This is a genomic window from Paenibacillus sp. plas6 (genome assembly GCF_057221655.1).
The window spans coordinates 2,346,587-2,369,738 of sequence record NZ_CM170151.1 but is presented as its reverse complement, the minus strand read 5'-3'; the positions used below and the strand labels follow the sequence as shown (position 1 = coordinate 2,369,738).

At 38.9% G+C, this 23,152-nt stretch carries 20 protein-coding genes and 3 pseudogenes; 10 read left to right on the top strand and 13 right to left on the bottom strand.

Going from position 1 to position 23,152, the window contains the following annotated elements:
* The first annotated feature begins 92 nt into the window (after positions 1-92).
* Positions 93-1,460: a sugar porter family MFS transporter gene (locus AC2TDL_RS10720; RefSeq protein WP_484696126.1), complete on the top strand. Its 1,368-nt coding sequence runs from the start codon at positions 93-95 to the stop codon at positions 1,458-1,460.
* A gap of 60 nt (positions 1,461-1,520) precedes the next feature.
* Here AC2TDL_RS10720 and AC2TDL_RS10715 read toward each other — a convergent pair whose 3' ends face one another.
* The 4 genes from AC2TDL_RS10715 to AC2TDL_RS10700 are packed head-to-tail and all read right to left on the bottom strand — an operon-like array spanning position 1,521 to position 4,987.
* Positions 1,521-2,381 (bottom strand): metal ABC transporter permease, encoded by an 861-nt coding sequence (locus AC2TDL_RS10715; protein ID WP_484696125.1) that lies wholly within the window; start codon positions 2,379-2,381, stop codon positions 1,521-1,523.
* Entirely contained in the window at positions 2,378-3,298 is a 921-nt protein-coding gene (locus AC2TDL_RS10710) for a metal ABC transporter permease (protein WP_484696124.1), read from the bottom strand. The genes AC2TDL_RS10715 and AC2TDL_RS10710 overlap by 4 nt, the downstream gene beginning before the upstream one ends.
* The gene (locus tag AC2TDL_RS10705) at positions 3,295-4,032 is read right to left on the bottom strand and encodes a metal ABC transporter ATP-binding protein (protein WP_484696123.1); all 738 of its coding nucleotides are present in this window, start codon (positions 4,030-4,032) and stop codon (positions 3,295-3,297) included. The genes AC2TDL_RS10710 and AC2TDL_RS10705 overlap by 4 nt, the downstream gene beginning before the upstream one ends.
* A 1-nt stretch (position 4,033) precedes the next feature.
* On the bottom strand, positions 4,034-4,987 hold the full coding sequence (locus AC2TDL_RS10700) for a metal ABC transporter solute-binding protein, Zn/Mn family (protein WP_484696122.1): 954 nt from the start codon (positions 4,985-4,987) through the stop codon (positions 4,034-4,036).
* A 447-nt stretch (positions 4,988-5,434) separates the two neighbouring features.
* Between AC2TDL_RS10700 and AC2TDL_RS10695 the strand changes: the two genes are divergently transcribed.
* From AC2TDL_RS10695 to AC2TDL_RS10685, 3 genes are all read left to right on the top strand, one after another.
* Positions 5,435-5,899, top strand: a complete 465-nt coding sequence (locus tag AC2TDL_RS10695) for a hypothetical protein (RefSeq protein ID WP_484696121.1) — start codon at positions 5,435-5,437, stop codon at positions 5,897-5,899.
* 44 nt (positions 5,900-5,943) lie between these two features.
* The gene (locus AC2TDL_RS10690; RefSeq protein ID WP_484696120.1) at positions 5,944-6,384 is read left to right on the top strand and encodes a hypothetical protein; all 441 of its coding nucleotides are present in this window, start codon (positions 5,944-5,946) and stop codon (positions 6,382-6,384) included.
* Positions 6,385-6,699: 315 nt separating this feature from the next.
* Positions 6,700-7,527 carry a helix-turn-helix domain-containing protein gene (locus AC2TDL_RS10685; protein WP_484696119.1) on the top strand — a complete coding sequence of 276 codons (828 nt, stop codon included), beginning with the start codon at positions 6,700-6,702 and terminating at the stop codon, positions 7,525-7,527.
* A 104-nt stretch (positions 7,528-7,631) separates the two neighbouring features.
* Here the strand turns inward: AC2TDL_RS10685 and AC2TDL_RS10680 are convergent, their stop codons facing one another.
* The gene (locus AC2TDL_RS10680) at positions 7,632-8,315 is read right to left on the bottom strand and encodes a sensor histidine kinase (RefSeq protein ID WP_484696118.1); all 684 of its coding nucleotides are present in this window, start codon (positions 8,313-8,315) and stop codon (positions 7,632-7,634) included.
* A 275-nt stretch (positions 8,316-8,590) separates the two neighbouring features.
* Between AC2TDL_RS10680 and AC2TDL_RS10675 the strand changes: the two genes are divergently transcribed.
* Together AC2TDL_RS10675 and AC2TDL_RS10670 are read left to right on the top strand one after the other, a co-directional pair.
* Entirely contained in the window at positions 8,591-8,992 is a 402-nt protein-coding gene (locus AC2TDL_RS10675; protein ID WP_484696117.1) for a secondary thiamine-phosphate synthase enzyme YjbQ, read from the top strand.
* A 201-nt stretch (positions 8,993-9,193) separates the two neighbouring features.
* Positions 9,194-10,111: an aldo/keto reductase gene (locus tag AC2TDL_RS10670; RefSeq protein ID WP_484696116.1), complete on the top strand. Its 918-nt coding sequence runs from the start codon at positions 9,194-9,196 to the stop codon at positions 10,109-10,111.
* A 175-nt stretch (positions 10,112-10,286) separates the two neighbouring features.
* On the opposite strand, the gene AC2TDL_RS10665 is transcribed toward AC2TDL_RS10670, so the two are convergent.
* Together AC2TDL_RS10665 and AC2TDL_RS10660 are read right to left on the bottom strand one after the other, a co-directional pair.
* Positions 10,287-10,901: a DUF3298 and DUF4163 domain-containing protein gene (locus AC2TDL_RS10665; protein WP_484696115.1), complete on the bottom strand. Its 615-nt coding sequence runs from the start codon at positions 10,899-10,901 to the stop codon at positions 10,287-10,289.
* A 62-nt stretch (positions 10,902-10,963) separates the two neighbouring features.
* Positions 10,964-12,220, bottom strand: a pseudogene (locus AC2TDL_RS10660) (catalase); the annotation flags it as partial.
* A gap of 237 nt (positions 12,221-12,457) precedes the next feature.
* Between AC2TDL_RS10660 and AC2TDL_RS10655 the strand changes: the two are divergent.
* Positions 12,458-13,255 carry a TIGR00266 family protein gene (locus AC2TDL_RS10655; RefSeq protein WP_484696114.1) on the top strand — a complete coding sequence of 266 codons (798 nt, stop codon included), beginning with the start codon at positions 12,458-12,460 and terminating at the stop codon, positions 13,253-13,255.
* A gap of 97 nt (positions 13,256-13,352) precedes the next feature.
* Here the strand turns inward: AC2TDL_RS10655 and AC2TDL_RS10650 are convergent, their stop codons facing one another.
* Both AC2TDL_RS10650 and AC2TDL_RS10645 read right to left on the bottom strand, forming a co-directional pair.
* Complete coding sequence (locus tag AC2TDL_RS10650) at positions 13,353-13,481, bottom strand: hypothetical protein (RefSeq protein WP_484696113.1); 129 nt, start codon at positions 13,479-13,481, stop codon at positions 13,353-13,355.
* A gap of 74 nt (positions 13,482-13,555) precedes the next feature.
* The gene (locus AC2TDL_RS10645; RefSeq protein WP_484696112.1) at positions 13,556-14,338 is read right to left on the bottom strand and encodes a hypothetical protein; all 783 of its coding nucleotides are present in this window, start codon (positions 14,336-14,338) and stop codon (positions 13,556-13,558) included.
* A gap of 211 nt (positions 14,339-14,549) precedes the next feature.
* Here AC2TDL_RS10645 and AC2TDL_RS10640 point away from each other — a divergent pair, with 211 nt between their 5' ends.
* From AC2TDL_RS10640 to AC2TDL_RS10630, 3 genes are all read left to right on the top strand, one after another.
* Positions 14,550-14,744 carry a hypothetical protein gene (locus AC2TDL_RS10640; protein ID WP_484696111.1) on the top strand — a complete coding sequence of 65 codons (195 nt, stop codon included), beginning with the start codon at positions 14,550-14,552 and terminating at the stop codon, positions 14,742-14,744.
* 68 nt (positions 14,745-14,812) lie between these two features.
* On the top strand, positions 14,813-15,187 hold the full coding sequence (locus AC2TDL_RS10635) for a hypothetical protein (RefSeq protein WP_484696110.1): 375 nt from the start codon (positions 14,813-14,815) through the stop codon (positions 15,185-15,187).
* A gap of 4 nt (positions 15,188-15,191) precedes the next feature.
* Positions 15,192-15,356 (top strand): hypothetical protein, encoded by a 165-nt coding sequence (locus AC2TDL_RS10630; RefSeq protein WP_484696109.1) that lies wholly within the window; start codon positions 15,192-15,194, stop codon positions 15,354-15,356.
* Between the two features lie 888 nt (positions 15,357-16,244).
* Here the strand turns inward: AC2TDL_RS10630 and AC2TDL_RS10625 are convergent.
* The 4 genes and pseudogenes from AC2TDL_RS10625 to AC2TDL_RS10610 form a co-directional block, all read right to left on the bottom strand.
* Positions 16,245-17,009, bottom strand: a complete 765-nt coding sequence (locus AC2TDL_RS10625) for a hypothetical protein (protein ID WP_484696108.1) — start codon at positions 17,007-17,009, stop codon at positions 16,245-16,247.
* A gap of 263 nt (positions 17,010-17,272) precedes the next feature.
* A pseudogene (locus tag AC2TDL_RS10620) lies at positions 17,273-18,820 on the bottom strand (IS1182 family transposase); the annotation flags it as partial.
* Between the two features lie 210 nt (positions 18,821-19,030).
* Positions 19,031-20,659, bottom strand: a complete 1,629-nt coding sequence (locus AC2TDL_RS10615; protein ID WP_484696107.1) for a protein adenylyltransferase SelO — start codon at positions 20,657-20,659, stop codon at positions 19,031-19,033.
* Positions 20,660-20,780: 121 nt separating this feature from the next.
* Positions 20,781-22,976, bottom strand: a pseudogene (locus AC2TDL_RS10610) (heavy metal translocating P-type ATPase); the annotation flags it as partial.
* Positions 22,977-23,152: the final 176 nt, after the last annotated feature.

The window sequence follows — 23,152 nt, the reverse complement described above, 5'->3', positions numbered from 1 at the left end:
AGGCATTTAAATCATTTACAGCATTCCGCTCATGATACAATCAGCAAGGTGAATTTATCAAGAAGCATATCATGTGCTGGAAAGGACGTTTTATGACAAAGCAACAAAATTCTAGCCTAAAATTTGTTACTCTTATTTCCATAATTGCCGCAATTGGCGGTTTATTATTTGGGTTCGATACTGCTGTAGTATCCGGAGCAATTGGATTTATGGAGGAACGCTTCAGCCTGAATGATTTTCAAGTAGGCTGGGCTGTATCCAGCTTAATTGTCGGATGTATTGTAGGTGCTGCATTCGCTGGCATATTAAGTGATAAGTTCGGCAGAAAGCGTGTTCTTATCGTTGCTGCAGTATTATTTATGATTAGCTGTATCGGTGCTGCAATTCCTGAAAGCTTTAACGGATATATTATTGCGCGTATCATTGGTGGTTTAGGTATCGGTATTACCTCCACACTTTGTCCACTTTACAATGCGGAAATTTCTCCAGCTAAATATCGCGGACGACTTGTTGCCTTAAATCAGTTGGCAACAGTAACAGGTATCTTTGTCGTTTACTTTGTAAACCTATGGATCTCAAATAGTGGAGATCATGCTTGGCAAATTGAAAATGCTTGGCGCTGGATGTTTGGTGTAGGCGCAATTCCTGGCCTAATTTTCCTAGTCGCTTTGTTTTTCGTACCTGAAAGCCCTCGTTGGTTAATGAAGCAAGGTAAACGCGAGCAAGCATTAGCTATTTTGAATAAAGTACATGGTCCCGAAATGGCCAAACACGAAGTTGTTGAAATTGAGGAATCCTTTAAGCAGAAAAAAGGTACTTTTAGCGAACTATTTAATAGTCCAACATTACGTGCTGCTCTAGTTGTTGGTGTAGTGCTAGCAATTATGCAACAGTTCACAGGTATTAATGCAGTTATGTACTATGCACCAGAGATTTTCAAACAAGCAGGAGCTGGTACAAATGCTGCCCTTATCCAAACGATTTTGGTTGGCTTTATTAACTTTGCCTTTACAATTCTATCAATGTGGCTTATCGACAAAGTAGGACGCAAACAATTACTGCTGATCGGCTCAGCGGGTATGGCGATTAGCTTAATTGTCATTAGTGTTGCGTTCCAGTCGATTGAATCAAGCAGCACACTATTGCTTGTATTCTTGCTTATTTATGTTGCATCTTTTGCAGTTTCATTAGGACCAGTAGTTTGGGTTATTATGTCTGAAATTTTCCCTAACCATGTGCGTGGTATCGCTACTGCCATCGGTTCTACTGCCCTTTGGGTTGCCGATTATGTAATTTCTCAATCGTTCCCGTCGCTTATTGCTTCTATCGGGTCTTCGATTACATTTGCAATTTTCGCAGCACTTTCAATCTTCACCTTCTTCTTTACATTGAAAAAGGTTCCTGAAACGAAAGATGTTGAGCTTGAGCAAATTGAAACTTTATGGGTTCCAGCTAAATAGATTAAATATAAAAATATGGACTGGTAATATGCTCGCTGTGAGTATATACCAGTCCTTTTCTTATGCTTGGCGATACTTAGCAATAATTCCGTAGCGTGGAGCAACCAAAAAGCTAATCATAAAAATGATACCTGTAGCAAACGCCATCGCTCCTGAAATGGACGTATCAAGCCATACCGCCGCAAAATAGCCAAGCCAAGCTGCAGCAACACCGAAGCAACAGCTAAGCAGTAGCATAGTTGACCATTTATCTGTCCATAGATAAGCAGATGCTGCAGGAGTAATAAGCATAGCAACCACCATAATGGCCCCAACCGCATCGAAGGCTGCAACACTCGTTAATGATACAAGCGATAAAAACAAATAATGCATCAATGTTATAGGAATACCTATACTAGCAGCAAATACAGCGTCAAACGTCGTTAGTTTCCATTCCTTATAAAATAGCAACAGCACAATTAGAATAACGACTAACACTATAGTTAAACTAACTACTGACTTAGGAACAGCACCTAACCAAGGTAATTCAACAGTGTTCCATGGAATAAAAGTGATTTCACCCATTAATGAATGTTGGATATCAAGATGCGCATTTCCAGCTTTCGTCGCTAGCAAGATTACACCGATCGCAAATAACGTTGTAAACACAATGCCGATAGCCGCCTCATGCTGCACACCAAGCTGATTAAAAACTTGCACAAGCAGAGCTGTAGCTAACCCTGCCACAACAGCACCGATAAACATATGGACTCCACTAAGCTGCAAAGTTACAAGGTATGCTACAACAATCCCCAGCAAGACAGAATGGCTAATGGCATCTGCCATCATCGCCATACGGCGCAGAATGAGCAACACGCCTACTAAGCCACAGCATATACCGACAAGCGAGGCCGTCAGCAAAATCCACATTGAGTAACTCATGTGCGCTCACCTTCCACAAATTGATTAGCGATCAGCATTTGAGGAGAAGTCTTTTTGATCGTTCGACGACGAGCATACCATACTGTAAGCAAGCCTTTACTGCTACCAAACACTAAAGAAACAATAAAAAATGCAGCTGCTGTAACAACGATAAATGGACCTGTCGGTAAGCCTTTGCCCCATGTGCTGATTATTGTTCCGATTACTCCTGCCCCGCCGCCAAAGCAAATAGAAATTAGCAGCATCGCACCAAATGAATGACTCCAATACCTTGCGCTCACTGCTGGAATAATCATCAGTGCCGCAAGCAAAATTACCCCCACCGCTTGAATCCCCGTGATAATAACAAGCACAAGCAGTGCAGAATAGATACTGTTCATGACTTTAAGCGAAAAACTAAGCCCTTGAGCAAAACGAGCATCAAATAATATTAGCTTCCACTCCTTAAACAGCAAGATAACAATAAAAAGTACAATACTGGCAACAACAAGCATTGTGAGCACGTCACTGTGCACCATTGCTGCTGCCTGCCCAAAAATAAAATGATCTAGTCCACTTTGTCCGCCGCCAGGCATACGGTTAGCAAAAGTAAGCAACATTATTCCTAAGCCAAAAAATACAGATAAAATAATTCCCATAGCAGCATCATCTTTTACACGTGATGATTCACGTATCGTTTGCACAAGCCATGCCCCCAGCACTGCACTAATCGCAGCAGCTATTAGCATAATCGAAAGTTGCTTACTTCCTGCTAGCATAAAACCAATAACAACCCCCGGTAGTGCAGCATGAGATAATGTATCGCTCATTAAGCTCTGTTTTTTCCAATAGGAAAGCACACCTACTGCTCCCGCTGCCATACCTAGCAGTAATGTACTTAACAAAACCCATTGTGCATTGTAAGACAACCAGTTCATTGCTGCACCTTCTCCCGTAGCCAGCGCAACGTTCCACCGTAAGTTTTCATTAAATAGTCTGCAGTGAATACTTCTGGGGTTGCTCCATGAGCGATAACCGAGCGATTAAGTAACAGCACATGATCATAATAATCTTCTACTGTCTGCAAATCATGGTGTACAACGATAACTGTACGTCCACGGTCGCGCAAACTTTGCAGCGTATCCATAATAATATGCTCTGTTGCCGCATCGACACCAGCAAGTGGCTCATCAAGAAAATAAAGATCAGCATCCTGCACAAGAGCGCGCGCTAAAAAAACTCGCTGCTGTTGCCCACCTGATAATTGACTAATTTGTCGATCTGCATACTGCTCCATTCCCATCATGCGCAGCGCATTCATCGCTTGCTCACGATGCAGCTTGTTTGGTCGCTTAAGCCAGCCAATTTGACCATATAAGCCCATAAGCACAACATCTAAAGCATCTGTAGGAAAATCCCAATCTACCGAACCTCGCTGCGGTACATAGCCAATGTTCTTTTTCATTTCCTTATACGGTCTGCCCCAAAAGCTTACTTCACCCTTATTGCGCGGATGAAGCTCTAACATGCTTTTGATTAACGTTGACTTACCTGCACCATTCGGTCCAACAATGCAAGTTAACGTTCCTGCCTTAACTTGGAAGTTTACATCTGATAAAACCTCATGTTTGCGATAAGCAGCATACAAGTTTTTAACTGTAATGACATTCACCCTACTCACCTCTTCCGAGCAGCCCATCTAATATAGTTGTTACATTGTGTCTGTACATTCCGATATACGTGCCTTCCATCGTTCCTTCAGCACCCATTGCATCAGAAAATAGCTCTCCCCCCAGTCTAACTTCCACCCCTTTCTTTTTCGCTCCTTCAATAACCGCTTGAACGTTTGCTGGATTAATACTGCTTTCAATAAAAACAGCTGGTACGCGATGCTCAGTGATGAGATCAATCGCATTTTCAATATCGCTTAGTCCGATTTCATCCTCTGTGCTTAACCCTTGTAAGCCAACTACCTTCACATCGTATGCTCTACCAAAATAACCAAATGCATCATGAGCAGTGACTAAAATCCGCTGTTCCGCCGCAATTTCACTAAGACGAGTTTGATTTTCTGTATGAAGCTGATCTAGCTGGGCAAAATATTGCTCCATATTTTTTGTTAATTGTTGTTTATAATCAGGTACAAGTTGAATAATTTCTTCAACTGCTGAACGTAAAGCTTGTTTCCAAATCGGAATGTCAAACCATATATGCGGATCTGTTGCTCCTGTTTCATCCTTGAGCAATTGTTCTTCTGGAATAGCGTCACCTAAAGCAAAAACCGGCTTCGTTTTTTTCATCTCCTCGAAGGCAGTCAGCATATTTGCTTCAAGATGCAATCCGCTATAAAAAATAATGTCACTTTCCTCTAATCGCTTAATATCGCCTGATGTCACTTGATATAAGTGTGGATCGACACCAGTACCAATTAAGCTGATTAATTCGATGTAATCCTCACCAATGACAGATAAAGGCTCAGCAATTTGTGCGATCGTGGTTACGACTTTCAATTTCGTATCGTTATCATTAGCTTGATTATGCTGAGCATTTGACTGACATCCAGTAAGTACAATAGATAGAACAATAGCAAGCATCATTAAGCATCCTTTTACAGCTTTGAACTTCATCTTTATCTCCTCTTCCTTACTTATTTTTACAATAGTATACGTCATATTTTTCCCTAATGCAACATTTTTAAAGTTAAACAACTTATATTACCTTGTACAATAATTATAGATAAAAGAAACTTTTGTGGTACAAAGAAAGTTGTTATTATGTTAATACCTTGCTTTGTTACTCGTATTTTTATCAATAAGTGCAACAAATAGCTCTTATATTGGTGGATAGAGCTTCACCTATGATTCATATTTATAAACTTGTGATAAATAAGTTTCTAATACTATCTACTAAGGTAGAATGTTAATAATGTAGTCTAGGACTTAACAGCCTTAACTTAATTAGTTTTATTTATTAGGAAAGGAGGGATTTCTTCCATTCAAAAGAAACTTCACCTGATGAGAAAAGCTGTAAGCTAGCCTACAACTAATCTAAATTTGGAAAGAAGGAAATAAATCATGAGTATTAAATTAAGAGCCTTTATGTTCAGTGCACTCGCTCTTTTAATCGTTGTGATTGCATTTTATGTTAGCGGAACAATATCTAATGCAAATCAAACAGAAGAACGTGCTATTAAACAACTTGTTTCAGATTACTTACAAGCTATTCAAGATAAAGATCTAGATGCCGTTATGTCTCTAGTTATTGATAAAACTTATCCAAACCTAGAAGCACAACGAAAAGGCTATCAAGAAATGTTGTTAAATGACGAGTATTATAGTGCTGATGTTCTTTCAACGAAAAAAGTAGATGATAACAAATATTCAGCAGAAGTAACTGTAGAAAATAAGTATACTGGTAAGTTTAATGTTGTATTAGATGTTGTTAATACAAAAGAAGGTTGGAAAATACTTATAGAAGAAACACAAGATGTATATCCAGATGCTGAAACACAAAAAAAATTAGATAGTAATGAATTATAGCACATCAATTCATTTTTTTTTTGCAAATTTTCGAGGAGGTAAATATGAAAAAAATCACTCTAAGTTTTGTAGTATCTCTATTCGCTTTAATATTGTTCACACAATCAATTAATGCAGCTGCTGTAGCATACTGGGAATACAATGAGTGGGACAGTAATCACGGTGCAACATATATCTACTCCACAACCAGCTTTACTAAATCAAGTTCAGCAGATTCTACCATATCTATTTCTGGATGGTCTGAGCCTGATTATTCCTCCTCACATCCTAGCGGTGTAAAAATTGGAATAGTTAAGAAGAACTTTTTTGGATCCGACACAGTTTACGGCTCTCAATGGACAATAGATGGCATCTATTATCAAAGTGGAACTTGGTATTCTCATGTATTTAGCAGCGTACCAAAAGAAACTACTCTTTATGTAAGAATCTATAATTCGAACTATCATACCAATCCTATATCGGGAGCAGGTAATGCATACGATTAATAATTACAATCAATGTTCTTACACTATAATACCTTTACATCTAGTAAAGCATCTTTGATTTTAAATTGTAAGGCACCTAAAAATATATTGGATCCTACTAGTTAATCCAATATAATTCAAGGGTGCTTTTTTTATACCACGTCATTCTTTATCCAGGAGGAGAATAAGGCGCCTTGAATTCTAAATGTAATGCTAAGTAACTATCGTATTTTGGTATTTTGTCCATGTACAAGCTTAGGAGAAGTTTGATAAACTTTAATTGATAATAATTATCAATATCATTTAGGCAATATTACATATATTCGAGGTGAGCATATGAATTATCATATTAATCAACTTATAGATTATTTTACAGATGCGCCTGTCCAGTTTGTCGAAGCCTACACATATGCGATTTCGGAAAAACATGGAGATACATGCGGTTATACCTCTGTCGATTGTAGCGGACTGGTCTTTACCCATAGCGGTTCGGCATATATTACGATTGATGGAGCTCATTATAAACTTGAGCAAGGAGTCATCTTGCATGTCCCGGCAAAAATGAAGATCCTTATCCAAATAATTGGCAATGAACCATGGAGCTACTCGGCAGTTAATTATCGCATCCCTAGTGAGGAACAAGCGAACTATTCACTATATTCTCAAATTTTTGCTATGCATACCGGTCAGTGCACAAATCTAAATCAGCAAATTCATTCACTTGTTACACGCTATCAGCAGGCAACTCCGTTTACTAAGCTGCAAATCAAATCTGACTTCTATCAACTGCTTCAACGTACATTGCAGGCTGTACAGCAGCAAATCACTTCCGCAAAAACGGAATTAATGCTGCAAGCAGTGCAATATATGCATGAACGTTATAATAAACCAATTTCAGTCACACAAATTTCACAATACTTTGGCATTGAACGAAGACGCTTTGCTTATTTATTTGAACGATATACCGGTATGACTCCAAATCATTACTTAACAAATTTCCGTATGAAGCGATCACGCGAGCTACTGCGCGCACAGCATTATACGGTTGCTCAAGTCGCCGAACTGGTTGGATACCATGACAGCTTTTACTTTAGCCGTGTATTTAAAAAATATAATGGAGTATCTCCCAGCGATTATCGTAAAAAACTACTTTCCTATCATTAATCTAAAATTTTGAACAGTTTATTTCTCCCATCAATTTGACTGCAACAAGTAAACTACTGAATACTGATGGGAGTTTTGCTTTGCTGCAAATACTGCTTGTCCAGTTAACCGCTCATCGGAAAGCGCAACATAATTTGAAATCCTGTCTGCTTAGAGCTATTGAGCTTTACTTCAGCCTGCAAATATTCCGCTCTGCTAAAAAGCCCCTTCATCCCTAATTTCATCATTTCGTGACAATCATATTGACTTAGTGAGCCATCCCAGCCCACGCCGTCATCCTTATAATGAATTTCGTAGTAGTCGTTATCTTGGGACAATATAAGCTCCACTACTTTAGCATTTGCATGCTTTTCTGTATTGTTGAGCAGCTCTTGAATAATGCGATATGTATGTAAGGCACGTTCTCCCTCTAAGTTTTTCTTCCAGTGATTAGCGTAAATAACTTCAATATTTGTACGCAGCTGTAAATGATCAAGTAAAAATTGAATATGATGACGCAATTCTCCATCTGAAAGTCTTGGGACAAAATGAGTTTGACAGAAGTTACGTAATGTATAAATACTATTTGCTTGCTGCTCACGCACTCGTATTAGCCGTTTTTTCAGCTCGAGCATATTTTCAAGCTCAGGTTCTGTTAGTAATAAATCGAGCTCTCTTAGTGCAATAATTTGATCTTGTAAAGCAGTGTCGTGCAGTTCACGAGATATTTTCAGCTTTTCTTGTTCCAATTGGCGCAAATACATGACAGAAGTCGAAGTATTTTCTATTGTTTGATTAAGATGATTCATTTTGAAAATCACTCTCCAAGCAAATATGTTAGTACGATGTATGCAAATAATTGGAAGATTCAGTTCCAACATATGCTATACTTAATCTATTCTGTACTAAATAAGGATGGCCGTTAGTGATTATTAACTTTGGTTAAGTTACAGACGATATCAGAAAAACTAGATGCAATTGATTGATTAGTTTCAATACGGAATATAAATATCGGTGAAATACTCACTAGTGGTTGCTGTTAACAGCAGTCACGTCACATTTTAATAAAGGAGGACTCACTGCAATGATGCATACTTTAACTATTACAACACATCAACGTGATGAGATGATCGATATTACAAGTAAAGTTGTTCAATATGTACAATCTACTGGTGTTAACGAAGGGTATGTACTTGTTTACTGCCCGCATACTACAGCAGGTATTACAATTAATGAAAATGCAGATCCTGATGTTGTGCGAGATGTACTAAGAAGGCTAGATGAGCAATATCCTTGGCATCATGAGCTGGATCGACATGCAGAAGGAAACACGGCAGCACATCTAAAAGCGATTACGACAGGCTCGAGTGCCAATGTTATTATTCATGGAGGCAAGCTTGTGCTTGGAATATGGCAAGGTATCTACTTATGTGAGTTTGATGGACCGCGTACTAGACAGGTTATCCTTAAAGTAATCAATGGCTAATCATCATCAGACAAAATTACATATAATCCTGTGTTTGAGTATATGGACATATTTAACATAACATACGACAATAACGATATGCGGAATTGGTCATATGATGTCGATTTACTGTCTTAGACTTATGCTGATATTAAAACTAATATCTGTAGTTGCTAAGATATGACTTTCCAGCTTAGCGTTACGATTAAGGAGGATAATGAAATGAGAACAATAAAGCTTGGTGTGTCTAATCTTGAGGTTCCAGTTGTAGCAGTAGGATGTATGCGATTAAATTCTTTGAATAAGGTTGAGGCAGAGCGCTTTGTCCAATCTGCCCTTGAACTTGGCGCAAACTTTTTTGATCATGCCGATATTTACGGCGGCGGGGAATGTGAATCGATCTTTGCCGAAGCAATACATATGAATGATGATGTGCGAGAAAAAATAATTTTACAATCCAAATGTGGCATTCGCCAAGGAATGTTTGATTTCTCTAAAGAGCATATTTTGAAATCTGTCGATGGCATCTTGCAACGTTTACGTACAGATTACTTAGATGTGCTGCTTTTGCATCGTCCAGATACACTTGTTGAACCTGAGGAAGTTGCAGAAGCATTCGATCTGCTTGAAAGCTCAGGCAAAGTTCGTCATTTTGGCGTATCCAACCAAAATCCGATGCAAATTCAATTGCTGCAAAAATACGTTAAGCAACCACTCATTGCAAATCAATTACAGCTTAGTATTACAAATTCGACAATGATTACACAAGGCTTTAATGTAAATATGGAAAATGCGGCAGCAATCAATCGTGATGGCAGCGTATTAGATTTCTGTCGACTCCATAATATTACTATTCAGCCATGGTCCCCATTCCAATATGGTTTCTTTGAAGGTGTATTTCTTGACAATGATAAGTTTCCAGAGCTAAATGCGCAAATTAATGAGGTAGCTGCAAAGTATAACGTAAGCAACACAACGATCGCCATTGCTTGGTTATTGCGTCACCCTGCAAAAATGCAGCCAGTTATAGGTACAATGAATATGAAGCGCTTAGAGGATAGCTGCAAAGCAAGCGAAATATATTTAACACGTGAAGAATGGTATAGCATTTATCGTGCAGCAGGCAATGTTTTGCCATAATGCAGCGTATCATCTGATTAGCTAATTTACTACTGACGAATATATCCCCAAGACTAGTGTAAGGCTTGGAACTGATGCCATTGGTTAATGGTTTTCCAAGGTTCAGTTTCGTTTGCACCGCCTTGGGGATTTTTGACGTTAACTGGTTCAAATTATTTGGCAAATTGATTTTTCCCTACATTAATTTCCCTAATGGTCCTTCCTCATCAATAATATCACTAATCTCATAAATCGAAATAGGAAAGTAGACGATGCCATACGCATATGGCGCCAAATCATATAACTGGTAATAGAGTACTAACGTTTTATCAGCAACATAAAATTGTTGTTCAGCTGAAATACTGGTAAACGGTGGATCTAGCACAAAAATATCGCGCTCTTTAATTTGCTTTGCTACGATTTCAGATAGACTCTTTACATAATCACTGCCTTCTTTAAATAAATCCTTTAAGCTGTAGACCCGCTGCTTTTCCATATCAAATGTCAGCGACGCCACAACGGTCATGCCGTGCGCCGCTTGATAACGATATATATAATTGCTCTGCATAAGGCTCAATATATTACGTTGATTATTTTTTAACTCATATTGACCAAGCAATGTACTAACGGTAGACATATCTCCCGCTACTTGTAAATCAATTAGTTCTTGCGCTTGCTTGGCAATTAGAGCATTTACGGTATTCTGCCAATGTTTATCCTGTAAACCGACCACTTCAGGATAATGAATCACTTTATCCTCGCCAGCGGTAACCGTTAATGTTCTTGTTGATATAGGAAATGCCTCTGACATGCTATCATCCTCACTTTCTGATAGCATATCGTATTCAATAGGCATTTCCCTTGTGTATAAAATTCTACATATGGTGTAAATTCCTTACCTCCGTTTTTCGCCTCTGTAAGCCCTCCAAGGAAAGATGGCTAGTAATTAACATGAGGGTTTTTCTCTGCAGCAAAATCTGTACGGTAATTCATCTGTCCTCCTTCTTGGTTGGTTGCAACTCGTTTTTTCGGCGCGTTAATTGGTAATTGCAAGTAATTTGTACCAACACGATAACGCTGTGTATCTGAATACGCGAAAGTTCTGCCCTGTAATAGCTTATCATCAGAGAAGTCTAACCCGTCTACCAGCACCCCTGTACCGAATGCTGCTTGCTCCACTTCAGCAAAATAGTTTTCAGGGTTTTTGTTCAGCACCATCTTGCCTACTTTATACCAAGGAAACTGATCCTTATACCAAAGCTTCGTTGGGTCGAGCGGATCAAAATCTAGTTCAGGATGATCATGATCCTCCATAATTTGCACGTAAAGCTCCCATTCTGGATAATCTCCTCGTTCAATCGCCTCATATAAATCGCGGGTGGCATGATCATAGCTTAGCTTTTGAATTTCATCAGCCTGCTTCTGCGTTAGGTTGCGAATGCCTTGCAATGGCTCCCAATGATATTTCACCAGTACAGACTTGCCCTCTGCATTTACCCAGCGATAGGCATGTACGCCTGATCCTTGCATTTGACGATAGTTAGCTGGAATTCCCCAAGGTGAAAACAGAAACGTAATCATATGTGTCGCTTCCGGTGATTTTGCAAGAAAATCAAACATTCGCTCAGGATTCGATACATTCGTCACAGGATCAGGCTTAAAGGAATGCACCATGTCAGGGAATTTCAGCGGATCACGAATAAAAAAGATTTTTAAGTTATTTCCTACAAGATCCCAGTTTCCGTCCTCGGTATAAAATTTGACTGCAAACCCGCGCGGATCACGTAGCGTCTCAGGGGAAGCTGCACCGTGCGTAACTGTCGAGAAACGAACAAAGACAGGCGTTTTAATTTCAGTATTCGTAAAAACTTTTGCTCTTGTATAATGAGAAATTGGTTTGCCATTTACGGTTCCGTATGATTGAAAATATCCATGAGCTCCGGCTCCACGCGCATGGACAACCCGTTCAGGAATTCGTTCGCGGTCAAAATGACTGATTTTTTCAAGAAAATCATAGTTTTCTAGTGTAATCGGACCTCGATTACTTACAGTTCGTACATTTTGATTATTCGTTACAGGATGTCCTTGTTGATTCGTTAATGTATGTTTATCATGATCTTTGTAGCTCATACTAACCTCCTATGGTAGTAAATTTATGAAAGTACTGTTTCCATTCGTCTTATTTCCACCCAATGGCTATCTATGTAACATCACGATTAGCTATTAGCGTTAGTATGACCGCTGCAATATTTTTTATGTAATTAATTCCAAATGATCGCATTATGCACGATATACACATATACATACTTGGAGAGCTGGCAGTATAATATTAGCGAGGGACATGCTTAAATAAGGAGGGTTATCTTAATGAATAACCACGAAATTGATTACAAGCTTTATGGCGATGATATGCAGTTTGTTGAGGTTGAGCTTGATCCAGGGGAAACAGTTATTGCAGAGGCTGGCAGCTTAATGATGCTAGATGAAGCTATTAGAATGGAAACAATTATGGGAGATGGCTCTGGTCAAGATGATAATAGCTTTCTTGGCAAAATGCTTGGTGCAGGTAAACGCTTGTTAACAGGTGAAAGTTTATTTATGACGATGTTCACGAATGAAGGCTACCAAAAGCAACGCGTTTATTTCGCTTCACCTTATCCAGGTAAAATAATTCCTATGGATTTAAGTCAGTATCGAGGAAAAATCATTTGTCAGAAGGATGCCTTTCTTGCAGCAGCGAAAGGGGTTAGCGTCGGAATTGAGTTCCAGCGTAAGCTAGGAGTCGGCTTCTTCGGCGGCGAAGGATTTATTATGCAGAAGCTTGAAGGAGATGGACTAGCTTTTATTCATGCAGGAGGAACGATTTATGAGAGACAACTCCAGCCAGGTGAAACTTTAAGGGTAGATACAGGCTGTCTTGTTGCAATGACTCAGGAAGTTACATATGACATTAAAGCGGTCGGCGGTATTAAAACTGCACTATTTGGCGGTGAGGGAATATTTTTTGCTTCCTTAACTGGACCAGGTACAGTATGGATTCAATCATTGCCTTTTAGCCGCTTGGCAAGCCGTGTATTTGCTGCAGCTCCTGCTATTCAAGGCGGCGGCGGTAAATCTCGCGGGGAAGGCGGCATCGGTAATTTATTTGATTTATTCAATAGATAAATTCGCTCTCCGGCAACATTGCATAAATAGCAAACAGCGCTGTCGCAACCGAAGCGCTACTTGCTTTCTGCTTACTTTTCTTTAAGCGGCTAAACCATTAGTTTTTTGCTTTCCCTTGAATTTCAGGGACTGGTGGAATATCATTTTTGGGCATATGCATTTTATGATTACTTTCTGTGCCATGGGGTTCTTTAGGGTCTGGGCGTCTCATCCCTGCTTTAGCCATTATTATCACCTCATTAGACAGTATCTCTCATTTGCGCTTAGCTATGTGTGGGAAAATTAGACACTCATTTTTTTCTAAGGAAGAAATAAATTCGAATGTTCCGTTTGAACTTCGCTAAACTGATTAAACTTAACTTCTAATATGGGTGAATGCACCTGAATTAAGACAAATGGCTTTTCCCCATAAACCTCTGTATCAAGTTTACTGTTGCCATGAGCTACAACAATACGTTCACTATTCCCGCGGATGTCGATAAGCTCTACATTCTCCCCTTCATTTGCCGTAAGTAAAATAAATACTTTGTCATTAACAATCATGTAATTTTGACTGCGCTGTCTTTTCATGATTTGCTCATTGGCCCAGTCCTGTATAACCTTTTCCGCTTGATTAAGTTCAATCTCTTCATATTTTATAGTGCGTTCAATATCTAGGCTGTCGAGTTTAGCGTATTGGTTTACTGCCCAAATTCCATTGTAATTATGATAACGGACTAATTTAAATAAATATACATCTCCATCGCTTGTGCCAACCGTTAATCGTTTTGGATTATATGAGCCATCAAGCGAATCAACATACAGTATTGAACTGTTTAATTCTTTTTCAACGAAATTATGAACTACTTGCATATAGTCCTTATTATTTTTATCTTGTGCTAATTGCTGCAATTGCGCTTTAGAATATTCTGTTGATTGATACTCCGTTGCAGATGCTAACTCCAATTCATCTAAATTAATCTGAGAAGAAAGCAAAGATTTTGAATTTACTAACGGATCCTCTTCCTTGATTGATTGTGAGCTCACCGTGCATGCAGAGAGTAAACACATACATATTAAAACAAGTCCGATCAATCGTTTCATAATAAATCACTCCTCTTTATAAAAGATGAATTTCTTTATCTTATATTTGAATCAGTCAAAAGTTTTATTTGACCATCAATATTGAACGCAAGAATGGCAACAGGTTTTTTACATTGATTTTTAGAAATACAAAATAATGTGCTATTTTAGCACAAAAAAGACGTTAACATAGCACATTATTTATGTTATCTTTTAGAAAGAGGTGAATTATATGGCAGAAAGGGACAAGTCATCACGATTACCTGTTTATTTCCCACCCAAAGTAAAAGAAAAGTTAATTGAGATGTCGGAAAAAACAGGTATTTCTCAAACACAATTAGTTGTTCTTGCTACTCATAGTTTAATTGAAAACTATAGAGCATATGGCAGTGCAATATTTGTTGATTTAATAAAGGACAGAAAGTAATTCAGACTTGGTATTGTGTAACGTATCAAAACGCTCTATAATAATGCTATAGAGGGAGGTTACTTGTTATGAAATATTCGATTAATTTATTTGGCTATAATGTAGATAGTGCATTAACTGTTGAAAATGGAAAGCTTAATATTAAAATTGCTGAAGAAGAGCAAAAAGCTTTACGGAACTATTTGGTTCGTGCATTACCTAGATACGGTGTTGAAATTTCTAATGAGGCAAATTTAGATCAGTTAATCTCAATTGCTATTCAAGTAGAACAAAATTTAAAAGGGCATATAAGTGAACCACGAATCAAATTACCTTATGCCTTTCAACCTGAAGTTAAAGAAAAATTGATTGAAGCTGCAGAAATACAAAATATATCTGCCACGCAACTGCTCATACGGCTAATTGAAAAAAAATACCAAGAAGTTATGGAACAAGGGAGGTAAACCAATGGCCTATGGTAATAAGGTGAAATTTCATTATGATGTACCAGTCTATATCAAAAAGCAGCTTGCCGAGGCTGCCAAAAAATTAAATATGACAGCTACTGAACTATTGACCAAGACCATTGAAGAAGAATACGAACGTGTAATTTCCAACAAAAAATTAAAATAGTTTAACTGCTTTAAGTAATTCAAATATATTTCAGATAGGGTTTCTAAAGAAATGTTCATATATGTGTAATCGTTCTGTGAACATGAATAGTTATCAGTTGTTAAATAGTGGCAGACTGTAAAGTCTTCTTTTTTATTTTGCTCGATAAGTAATATGCTAAAATAATCCTCATTTCTATGAATTTTGTAGTAGAAGCTTGACGTAGAATCGCTATTAATCAGATCGATTACAATTTTTTTATATTCTGAGGTAATTGTTCTTCTAGTAATTCTAAATTATAACCTGGACTAATGACTTCACAACTTCCTAACATTATGATTTTAACCTCCTTCTTTTAACTTTTTAAAATCTAGTGCAATTATACCAAACATTTGTTTCCATTTTAAGGAAATAAATCGAAATTTAGCATATAATAAAGGTATTATCCAGCATTTCTTTATAATTTCCAATATGTCCTTCTGTATAATTACTATGTTTTTTCGAATTTTTTAAAAGTTTAATTTAACTTGGTTAATCATATTGTGTAGATTTTAATTACGGTATAAGTGTAAAACGTATCCAATACTTATTAAAGAGAAGAGGAAGAGTAAAAAATAGAAAAATAGTAAGTAGAAGTATTCGCTTAATTTAATAATATCAGGTAACGTCACATTACGCAATATCTTTTATGATACTGACAATTACTCTTATAATCATTTTATTTTTCAAATAAAATAATATAGCCCTGTCTGGTAAACTTTCATCTAAACAAAGGCTGCATAACTTCTGTTTTTATTTAGTCTGTTTTCCACATTACACCCTTTCGAGCTTACTATTGCTAATATACTGTAACCGAATCCCTTTTTTGGATATATTAGAAGTAGCAATAAAGATAACCTGTTCAAGCCATTAGTCCCTCTGACAATCTGCTTTAATATTTTTCCATCTCTCAACTTGCTTCATCATACAAGATCGCTTCTCTGCATACTGCTTCTGTCGATGACCATTGGCCCCTGAAGGATGAGGAAATCCCCATAGTACTTGATTTTCGGCAAGCGCTCCTTCTGCAACTAATATACTCATTATTTTTTCTACACTGCGTCCTAGCGGGATAATTGGAATATTTGTAAACATGCGTATTTGCCTTATCATATGCTCCAGTGCATATTGTCTTATGGAGTCGTTTTTAATTAAATCTGGTTGTGTTCCGCTATAATTATGCCCATTAACAAAGGCAGGAAAAGGAATAACGGCAGTAGAGTGAAGCAAAGTCGTCAATTCATGAAACAAGCCAGTACAGCTTTCTAGATTTAACCAACGCTGAATACCGAGACCATCTAGCATAGCAATTAAATTTCTGCGCATTGATCCTGCAAAGCGTGCTCTTTGCTTCGCTCGGTAACAAGCAGAAAAATCATCCTCTCCTTCCCAAATGGCTTCTTGAGCTGCCGCTAATGCAATTTGCATTTGTTGAAAGCCTGGCGTTAAACTTACAATCATTAGTTTAGCATCAGAATATACTACTTCATTATGCGGGGCATAGTATAGCTTTAATGATGAAAGATCTGTTATATGAAGTTCATTAATAAGTAATTGCTCCTTAGATAGCGTCATTATCGGCGGCAAATTTTTAATTATATGACGGTAGTCTGCCAGCCTTATTTGTTGACTCATTATAAAACTGCTCCTTTCACAGCAATCAATTTTTTGTGCTCACAGTTTTCTGACTCACCATACAATATTGTTTATCTTCACTCCTTGGCATATTTCCATGCCATTAAATAATTGGAAACGGTCTAGCCAATTTTCCGTTAAAAAAATGAGCCTGGGACAAAACTTGTCTCTTAAAACAAGCAAACGGTGAAATCTGTTCAAAGATTTCACCGTTTGCTCATTTTAGGCTCTGTTTTTCTAATGCTATGCTACGTTCGTAGCACATATTTCCTTAAGTTTACTGCCATTAAGGCAAGTCCAATCTCATGCTCAACTTTCCGTTTTCCTCGAACTGAAAAGCGAGTGAAACCTAAATTAGCCTTCAAGAATCCAAAAACTGGTTCTACGTCAATTTTTCGTTGACGGTAGATCTCCCCTGTTTTTTCTCCTGAAAGCTGCTCTCTTACATAGGTTTTTTGTTGTTCCCAACGTGCATTGATCATCAGTTGTCGGTGTCTTCCTTCTTGTGCTTTCGTACATGAGGATCGGAAAGGACATCCTGTACAATCCGCACAAGCATAGATCTTGAATTGTCGCTCAAACCCATCTTTATCTTTGCGTATGGTATAGCGTTGAAACGTTAGTTCCTGTCCATTTGGACAAAGATAACGATCCTTTTCGGCATCATAGTGCCAGTTACTTGTTTGAAATGGATCGGTTTTAGACTTTCTCTTTTGCTCACGCTCATACATCGTATACTTTATTAATGGAACACGCTTGCGCTTCGTGATCACATCCTCATAGTTTTGCTCACTTCCATATCCGGCATCCGCTACGATATAGGTAGGCAAGTCAAAATAATGGGTTTCAATTTCATCAAGAAAAGGAATAAGCGTCTTGGTGTCCGTTGGATTGGAATAGATACCATAAGCCAGTGTGTATTGTCCTTCGGTTGCAATTTGTACATTGTATCCAGGCTTCAATTGTCCATTCTTCATGTAGTCATCTTTCATTCGCATGAAGGTTGCATCAGGATCGGTTTTGGAATAACTGTTGCGCTTTCCGAATCGTTGTTGATGAAGCTTGTACATGTTTTTTCGTTCCATCCAATCACGGACTTGCTTGAGTAGTTGTTTTGGTGCTTTTCGCTTGCTTCGTAATTGTTTTCGTTCACTCGTATCTTCGGATGCTGCGATCTTTTCTGTATAGCTTTCAACCACTCGCTCAAGGTGTTCTGCGATCTCCAGTAAGTTTTCCGTAGAGAGTTCTTGCTCATGTTCAAGCTCTGGAATGATCTTTTGTTCCAATAACTCGTTGTACAGTTGATTCGACTTTTCAATGAGCCGAGCATGATGTTTGTCCACGGCTTTTTTCCATACAAAGGTGAACTTATTCGCATTGGCTTCAATTTTGGTTCCATCAATGAACATCGCTTCTTGGGTAATGATCTTTTCTTCCACTAACTTCGAGCGAAATTGAACGAAGCACTGGCGGAGTAAGTCTTTCATCACAGGATGAACACGGAAACGATTAATCGTACGGTAGCAAGGTTCATAGCCTTGAGCTAACCACATCATCCGAATACTGTCTTTCGTAAGAGCTTCAATTTTACGACCAGAAAAGGCAGATTGAGTGTAGCCGCATAGAATGATCTTGAGCATCATGCGCGGATGATAGGCTGGACAACCGTCACGACGAACAAACGAACGAAACGCTTCATCTGGAATACTTTCGACCAAATGATGAATGGCAAATGCGATATCATGTTTATCTAATTTAACTTCTAAATTTAGAGGCAAAACTAATTGATTCATGTTATAATCTTTAAACATAAGGAACACCTTTCTTTTGAAATTTTTGGGGTAAGATACTTAAATTTTAACAGAAAGTGTTCCTTTTGTATGTAAAAAATGAACTCCTGGCATTCTACTTTGTAGAGCACCAGGAGTTTTCTTTCATTTAGCTGGGTTTTGTCCCAGGCTCATCATTCTTGATTTTCACCACAAGCAGAAAATTTCAGCCACAAAATATTATATTAAGTTCTATGTTCCGCAATACGTAACATAAGCTGAGTCTACCTGCTCAGTTGGCGGCTGCACGTAAACAAGCTGCGACGAGGAATAAGCATAAGGTTGTCGCAAAGCTTCAACAAATTGCTCTAACGGTTCATAGTTAGCTTCTTCAACTGCAGCTGCTATTACTTGCTCTACAATATGATTACGCGCAATAATCGCAGGATTGCTGCGTTTCATCAATTGTGCTGACTGCTCTAGTGTGAGCGATTGCTCTTCACGTCTATGTTGCCAACGTTCAACCCACGCTGTCCATTTCGGATGGCGTTCAATTAAAGCAGCATCACATTGTCGCTCCCCTAGCTGTTCATGGAAAAACTCCGTACGTTGCTTATCTTGCTGAAAAGCTCCCTGTGCAGCCTCTTCTAATTGTGCTTGACTCTCTAAAGCCTGTTTCTTCTCAACATCCGTCTGTTGTTGTCCCTGCTCAAGTGCCTGTAGTGTAAGCTGACGGAACGTATTCGTATAATCTGCTTTCGTCTCCTCCATCATATCCAGCAGCTCAAACAGGAGTTCCTCGTCTTGCTCGTGATCGTGATCTAAGCCAAGCTTGGCATGTAAACCTTTCAACCAATACTGTTTATATAATGAGCCAAACTCCATAATTGCTTCTTCTGCAAGCTCAATTGCTCTTCCTGAATCGCTATCAATCATCGGCAATAATGCTTCAGCAAATCTTGCTAAATTCCATGCAGCAATTTGCGGTTGATTGCGATACGCATAGCGTCCAGCAGTATCTATTGAGCTGAACACCGTATTCGGATCATAACGATTCATAAAAGCACATGGCCCAAAATCAATAGATTGTCCGCTAATCGCCATATTATCGGTATTCATTACTCCATGAATAAAACCAACAAGCTGCCATGAAGCAATTAGTTTTGCCTGCTTATCAATAACGGCACGCAGCAAGCTCAATGCTAGATTGTCCTTTCCTACTAAATGAGAATAGTGGCGCTCAACTGTATATTCTACAAGTTGCTCCAATACATCAACTCCACCCCAGTTAGCAGCATACTGAAATGTCCCTACTCGGATATGGCTAGCGGCAACTCGTGTTAAAATCGCACCAGGCAATGCCTTTTCCCGCTGCACAGTCTCACCCGTCTTCACTACGGCTAGACTCCGTGTTGTCGGGATACCTAATCCATATAGCGCCTCACTAATAATATATTCACGCAGCATCGGACCAAGTGCAGCTCGTCCATCTCCTCCACGGGAATAAGGTGTTCTTCCTGAGCCTTTTAGCTGAATATCATATCGCTGTCCGTCAGGTGCCAAATGCTCACCGAGTAATATAGCTCGTCCATCGCCAAGCATTGTAAAATGACCAAATTGATGACCTGCATAAGCTTGCGCAAGCGGCAAGGCACCTGGAGCTTCCACATTACCACTCAATATGCCTGCCCCTCGCTCTGTCAAGCCCTGTACATTTAAACCAAGCTGCAATGCCAGCGGCTCATTCAGCACAACTAGCTTAGGAGCATTAACTGGTGTTGGTTGCTGCAAGTGATAAAGTATAGATGGCAACTCAGCGTAACTATGCCTCCAATGCCAGCCGATCTTATCCACTTTACTTTTTTCCGTTTCTGAATTCATCGCAACCTTCCTCTCTAATGATGAGCTTTATCTACTGCTAATATTATCAGGTCTATATCTACAAGGTACAAATTAACGGGAATTCAATCTTTATTATGTTACTGTTATGAATTAGTTATCATTATAATTTAAGCCGCTGTAACCTTAATGCATTTAAGATTACCGATACAGAACTAAAAGCCATCGCTGCCCCAGCTAGCCAAGGAGCTAGGAAACCAGATGCCGCAATCGGTACTCCAATACAGTTGTAGGCAAGCGCCCAAAATAAATTTTGCTTAATATTAACCATCGTTTTTCTGCTTATCCATATTGCATCAGCGATACTTCTTAAATCGCCGCGCATTAATGTAACATCCGCAGCCTCCATCGCAATATCCGTTCCTGTTCCAATTGCCATTCCGATATCAGCAGTAGCAAGCGCGGGCGCATCATTAATACCATCGCCGACCATAGCAACTTTCTTACCCTTTTGCTGAAGTCGTCTTACTTCTTCCGCTTTTCCTTGTGGCAGCACTTCTGCAATGACTTGCTTAATCCCAACTTGCTGGGCAATTGCCTTAGCGGTTCTTTCATTATCACCTGTAATCATAACCACATTTAAACCCATAGTATATAATGCTGTAATCGCTGATTTTGATGTTTCCTTAATCGTATCTGCTACAGCAATCATTCCAGCGCAGCTTCCGTCAATCGCTACAAGCATCGCTGTCTTACCTTGCAGCTCCAAGCTTTCCATAACTTTTAGTTGGTCTTCGATTGCCACATGATGTTCCGTCATTAAACGTCTTGTTCCTATTAGCACTTGTTTTCCTTGTACAGTTGCTTCTATCCCATAACCCGCAATAGCTTTTACTGACTGTGCTAATGTAAGCTGAATACCCTGCTCCTTAATGCCTGATACTATCGCCTGGGCAAGCGGATGTTCCGAGCCTAGTTCAGCTGAACCAACAAGTTCAAGAAGCTGTTGCTTACTCCAGCCCTCTGCTGCAATAACATCTGTTAACGCAGGCTTACCATTGGTCACTGTACCAGTTTTATCTACAATCACCGTATCAATATGATGGGTTGTCTCAAGAAATTCTCCACCCTTGAATAAAATACCAAGCTCTGCTGCACGACCAGATCCTGCCATAATCGAAACAGGTGTTGCAAGACCAAGTGCGCATGGACAAGCAATGACAAGTACAGCAATAAATTTTTCAAGCGCTTCGGCAAATTGACCTGGCTCAATAAAAAAGTACCATACTATAAAGGTAATAAGCGCAATAGCTACAATAATCGGAACAAATATTCCTGATATTGTATCAGCCATTCGTTGAATCGGAGCCTTTGAGCCCTGCGCTTCTTCCACAACTTTAATAATTTGTGCTAACGCGCTTTCCGTACCTACTTTCGTTGCCTTAATTTTTAGAAAACCGTGACGGTTAATCGTAGCTCCAATAACCGTATCTCCTACTCCCTTATCAACAGGAATGCTTTCTCCTGTCAGCATTGACTCATCAAGCGCAGAATGACCTTCAATAATGATACCGTCAACCGGTACCTTTGCTCCAGGCTTAATATAGACAATATCTCCAGCTAGTACCTCTGTTGCCGGAATAATAAGCTCCTCTCCATTGCGAATTACAGTTGCTACTTTTGCCTGTAAGCCCATCAGTTTTTTTATTGCCTCTGACGAGCGTCCCTTCGCCTTAGCTTCCAAAAGTTTACCTAATAAAATTAAAGTAATCAGCACCGCACTGGTTTCAAAATAAAGCTCTACCATATGCGCTCCAGAACCTGTTGAAGCTATCGTTAAATACAGACTATAAAAGTAAGCTGCCGATGTCCCTAATGCAACCAGCACATCCATATTTGCGCTTTTATTGCTAAGCGCCTTATAGGCACCTATATAAAATTGCGCGCCAATAACTAACTGTACAGGAGTCGCTAAAGCTAGCTGCACCCAAGGGTTGATTAATATTTCTGGAAGCCATATAAATGAAGTAAATTTAAAATGACTTGCCATCGCCCAAAGTAAAGGTAAAGTAAACAGCACAGAAATCCAAAACTTCAACTGCTGCTTATAAATTTCTTGCTTGCGCTGATTCTCTAGCTCCCTTCGATCCTCTTTTTTTAGCTCAAGCGAATAACCTAGCTTTTTTATGGTATCTTGCATTTGCTCAACCGTAAGCTGGGCAGCATTATAATGCACAGTCGCGGATTCTAATGCAAGATTAACAGTAGCTTTTTCTACCCCATCAAGCTTATTCAAACGTTTTTCGATACGATTAGAGCATGCCGCACAAGTCATGCCCGTAACGCTAAACTCTGCTTTTTTTAACTTTTCTAAATCAATATTTTGATCTATGCCCTCTTTCTCACTCATAACCCACCTCTAAACAGTTTTTACGTATAAGTTTTACAACATACTGCAGCAATATCCTTATTAACTTTCACTTTAGTAACGTGCTAAGATAATTCTACTTACACATACCCCAATGGGGTATGTGT

Coding starts and splice junctions, on each gene's coding strand:
- AC2TDL_RS10720 (WP_484696126.1), top strand. CDS start 93: ATGACAAAGCAACAAAATTCTAGCCTAAAATTTGTTACTCTTATTTCC.
- AC2TDL_RS10715 (WP_484696125.1), bottom strand. CDS start 2,381: ATGAGTTACTCAATGTGGATTTTGCTGACGGCCTCGCTTGTCGGTATA.
- AC2TDL_RS10710 (WP_484696124.1), bottom strand. CDS start 3,298: ATGAACTGGTTGTCTTACAATGCACAATGGGTTTTGTTAAGTACATTA.
- AC2TDL_RS10700 (WP_484696122.1), bottom strand. CDS start 4,987: ATGAAGTTCAAAGCTGTAAAAGGATGCTTAATGATGCTTGCTATTGTT.
- AC2TDL_RS10695 (WP_484696121.1), top strand. CDS start 5,435: ATGAGTATTAAATTAAGAGCCTTTATGTTCAGTGCACTCGCTCTTTTA.
- AC2TDL_RS10690 (WP_484696120.1), top strand. CDS start 5,944: ATGAAAAAAATCACTCTAAGTTTTGTAGTATCTCTATTCGCTTTAATA.
- AC2TDL_RS10685 (WP_484696119.1), top strand. CDS start 6,700: ATGAATTATCATATTAATCAACTTATAGATTATTTTACAGATGCGCCT.
- AC2TDL_RS10680 (WP_484696118.1), bottom strand. CDS start 8,315: ATGAATCATCTTAATCAAACAATAGAAAATACTTCGACTTCTGTCATG.
- AC2TDL_RS10675 (WP_484696117.1), top strand. CDS start 8,591: ATGATGCATACTTTAACTATTACAACACATCAACGTGATGAGATGATC.
- AC2TDL_RS10670 (WP_484696116.1), top strand. CDS start 9,194: ATGAGAACAATAAAGCTTGGTGTGTCTAATCTTGAGGTTCCAGTTGTA.
- AC2TDL_RS10665 (WP_484696115.1), bottom strand. CDS start 10,901: ATGTCAGAGGCATTTCCTATATCAACAAGAACATTAACGGTTACCGCT.
- AC2TDL_RS10655 (WP_484696114.1), top strand. CDS start 12,458: ATGAATAACCACGAAATTGATTACAAGCTTTATGGCGATGATATGCAG.
- AC2TDL_RS10650 (WP_484696113.1), bottom strand. CDS start 13,481: ATGGCTAAAGCAGGGATGAGACGCCCAGACCCTAAAGAACCCCATGGC.
- AC2TDL_RS10645 (WP_484696112.1), bottom strand. CDS start 14,338: ATGAAACGATTGATCGGACTTGTTTTAATATGTATGTGTTTACTCTCT.
- AC2TDL_RS10640 (WP_484696111.1), top strand. CDS start 14,550: ATGGCAGAAAGGGACAAGTCATCACGATTACCTGTTTATTTCCCACCC.
- AC2TDL_RS10635 (WP_484696110.1), top strand. CDS start 14,813: ATGAAATATTCGATTAATTTATTTGGCTATAATGTAGATAGTGCATTA.
- AC2TDL_RS10630 (WP_484696109.1), top strand. CDS start 15,192: ATGGCCTATGGTAATAAGGTGAAATTTCATTATGATGTACCAGTCTAT.
- AC2TDL_RS10625 (WP_484696108.1), bottom strand. CDS start 17,009: ATGAGTCAACAAATAAGGCTGGCAGACTACCGTCATATAATTAAAAAT.
- AC2TDL_RS10615 (WP_484696107.1), bottom strand. CDS start 20,659: ATGAATTCAGAAACGGAAAAAAGTAAAGTGGATAAGATCGGCTGGCAT.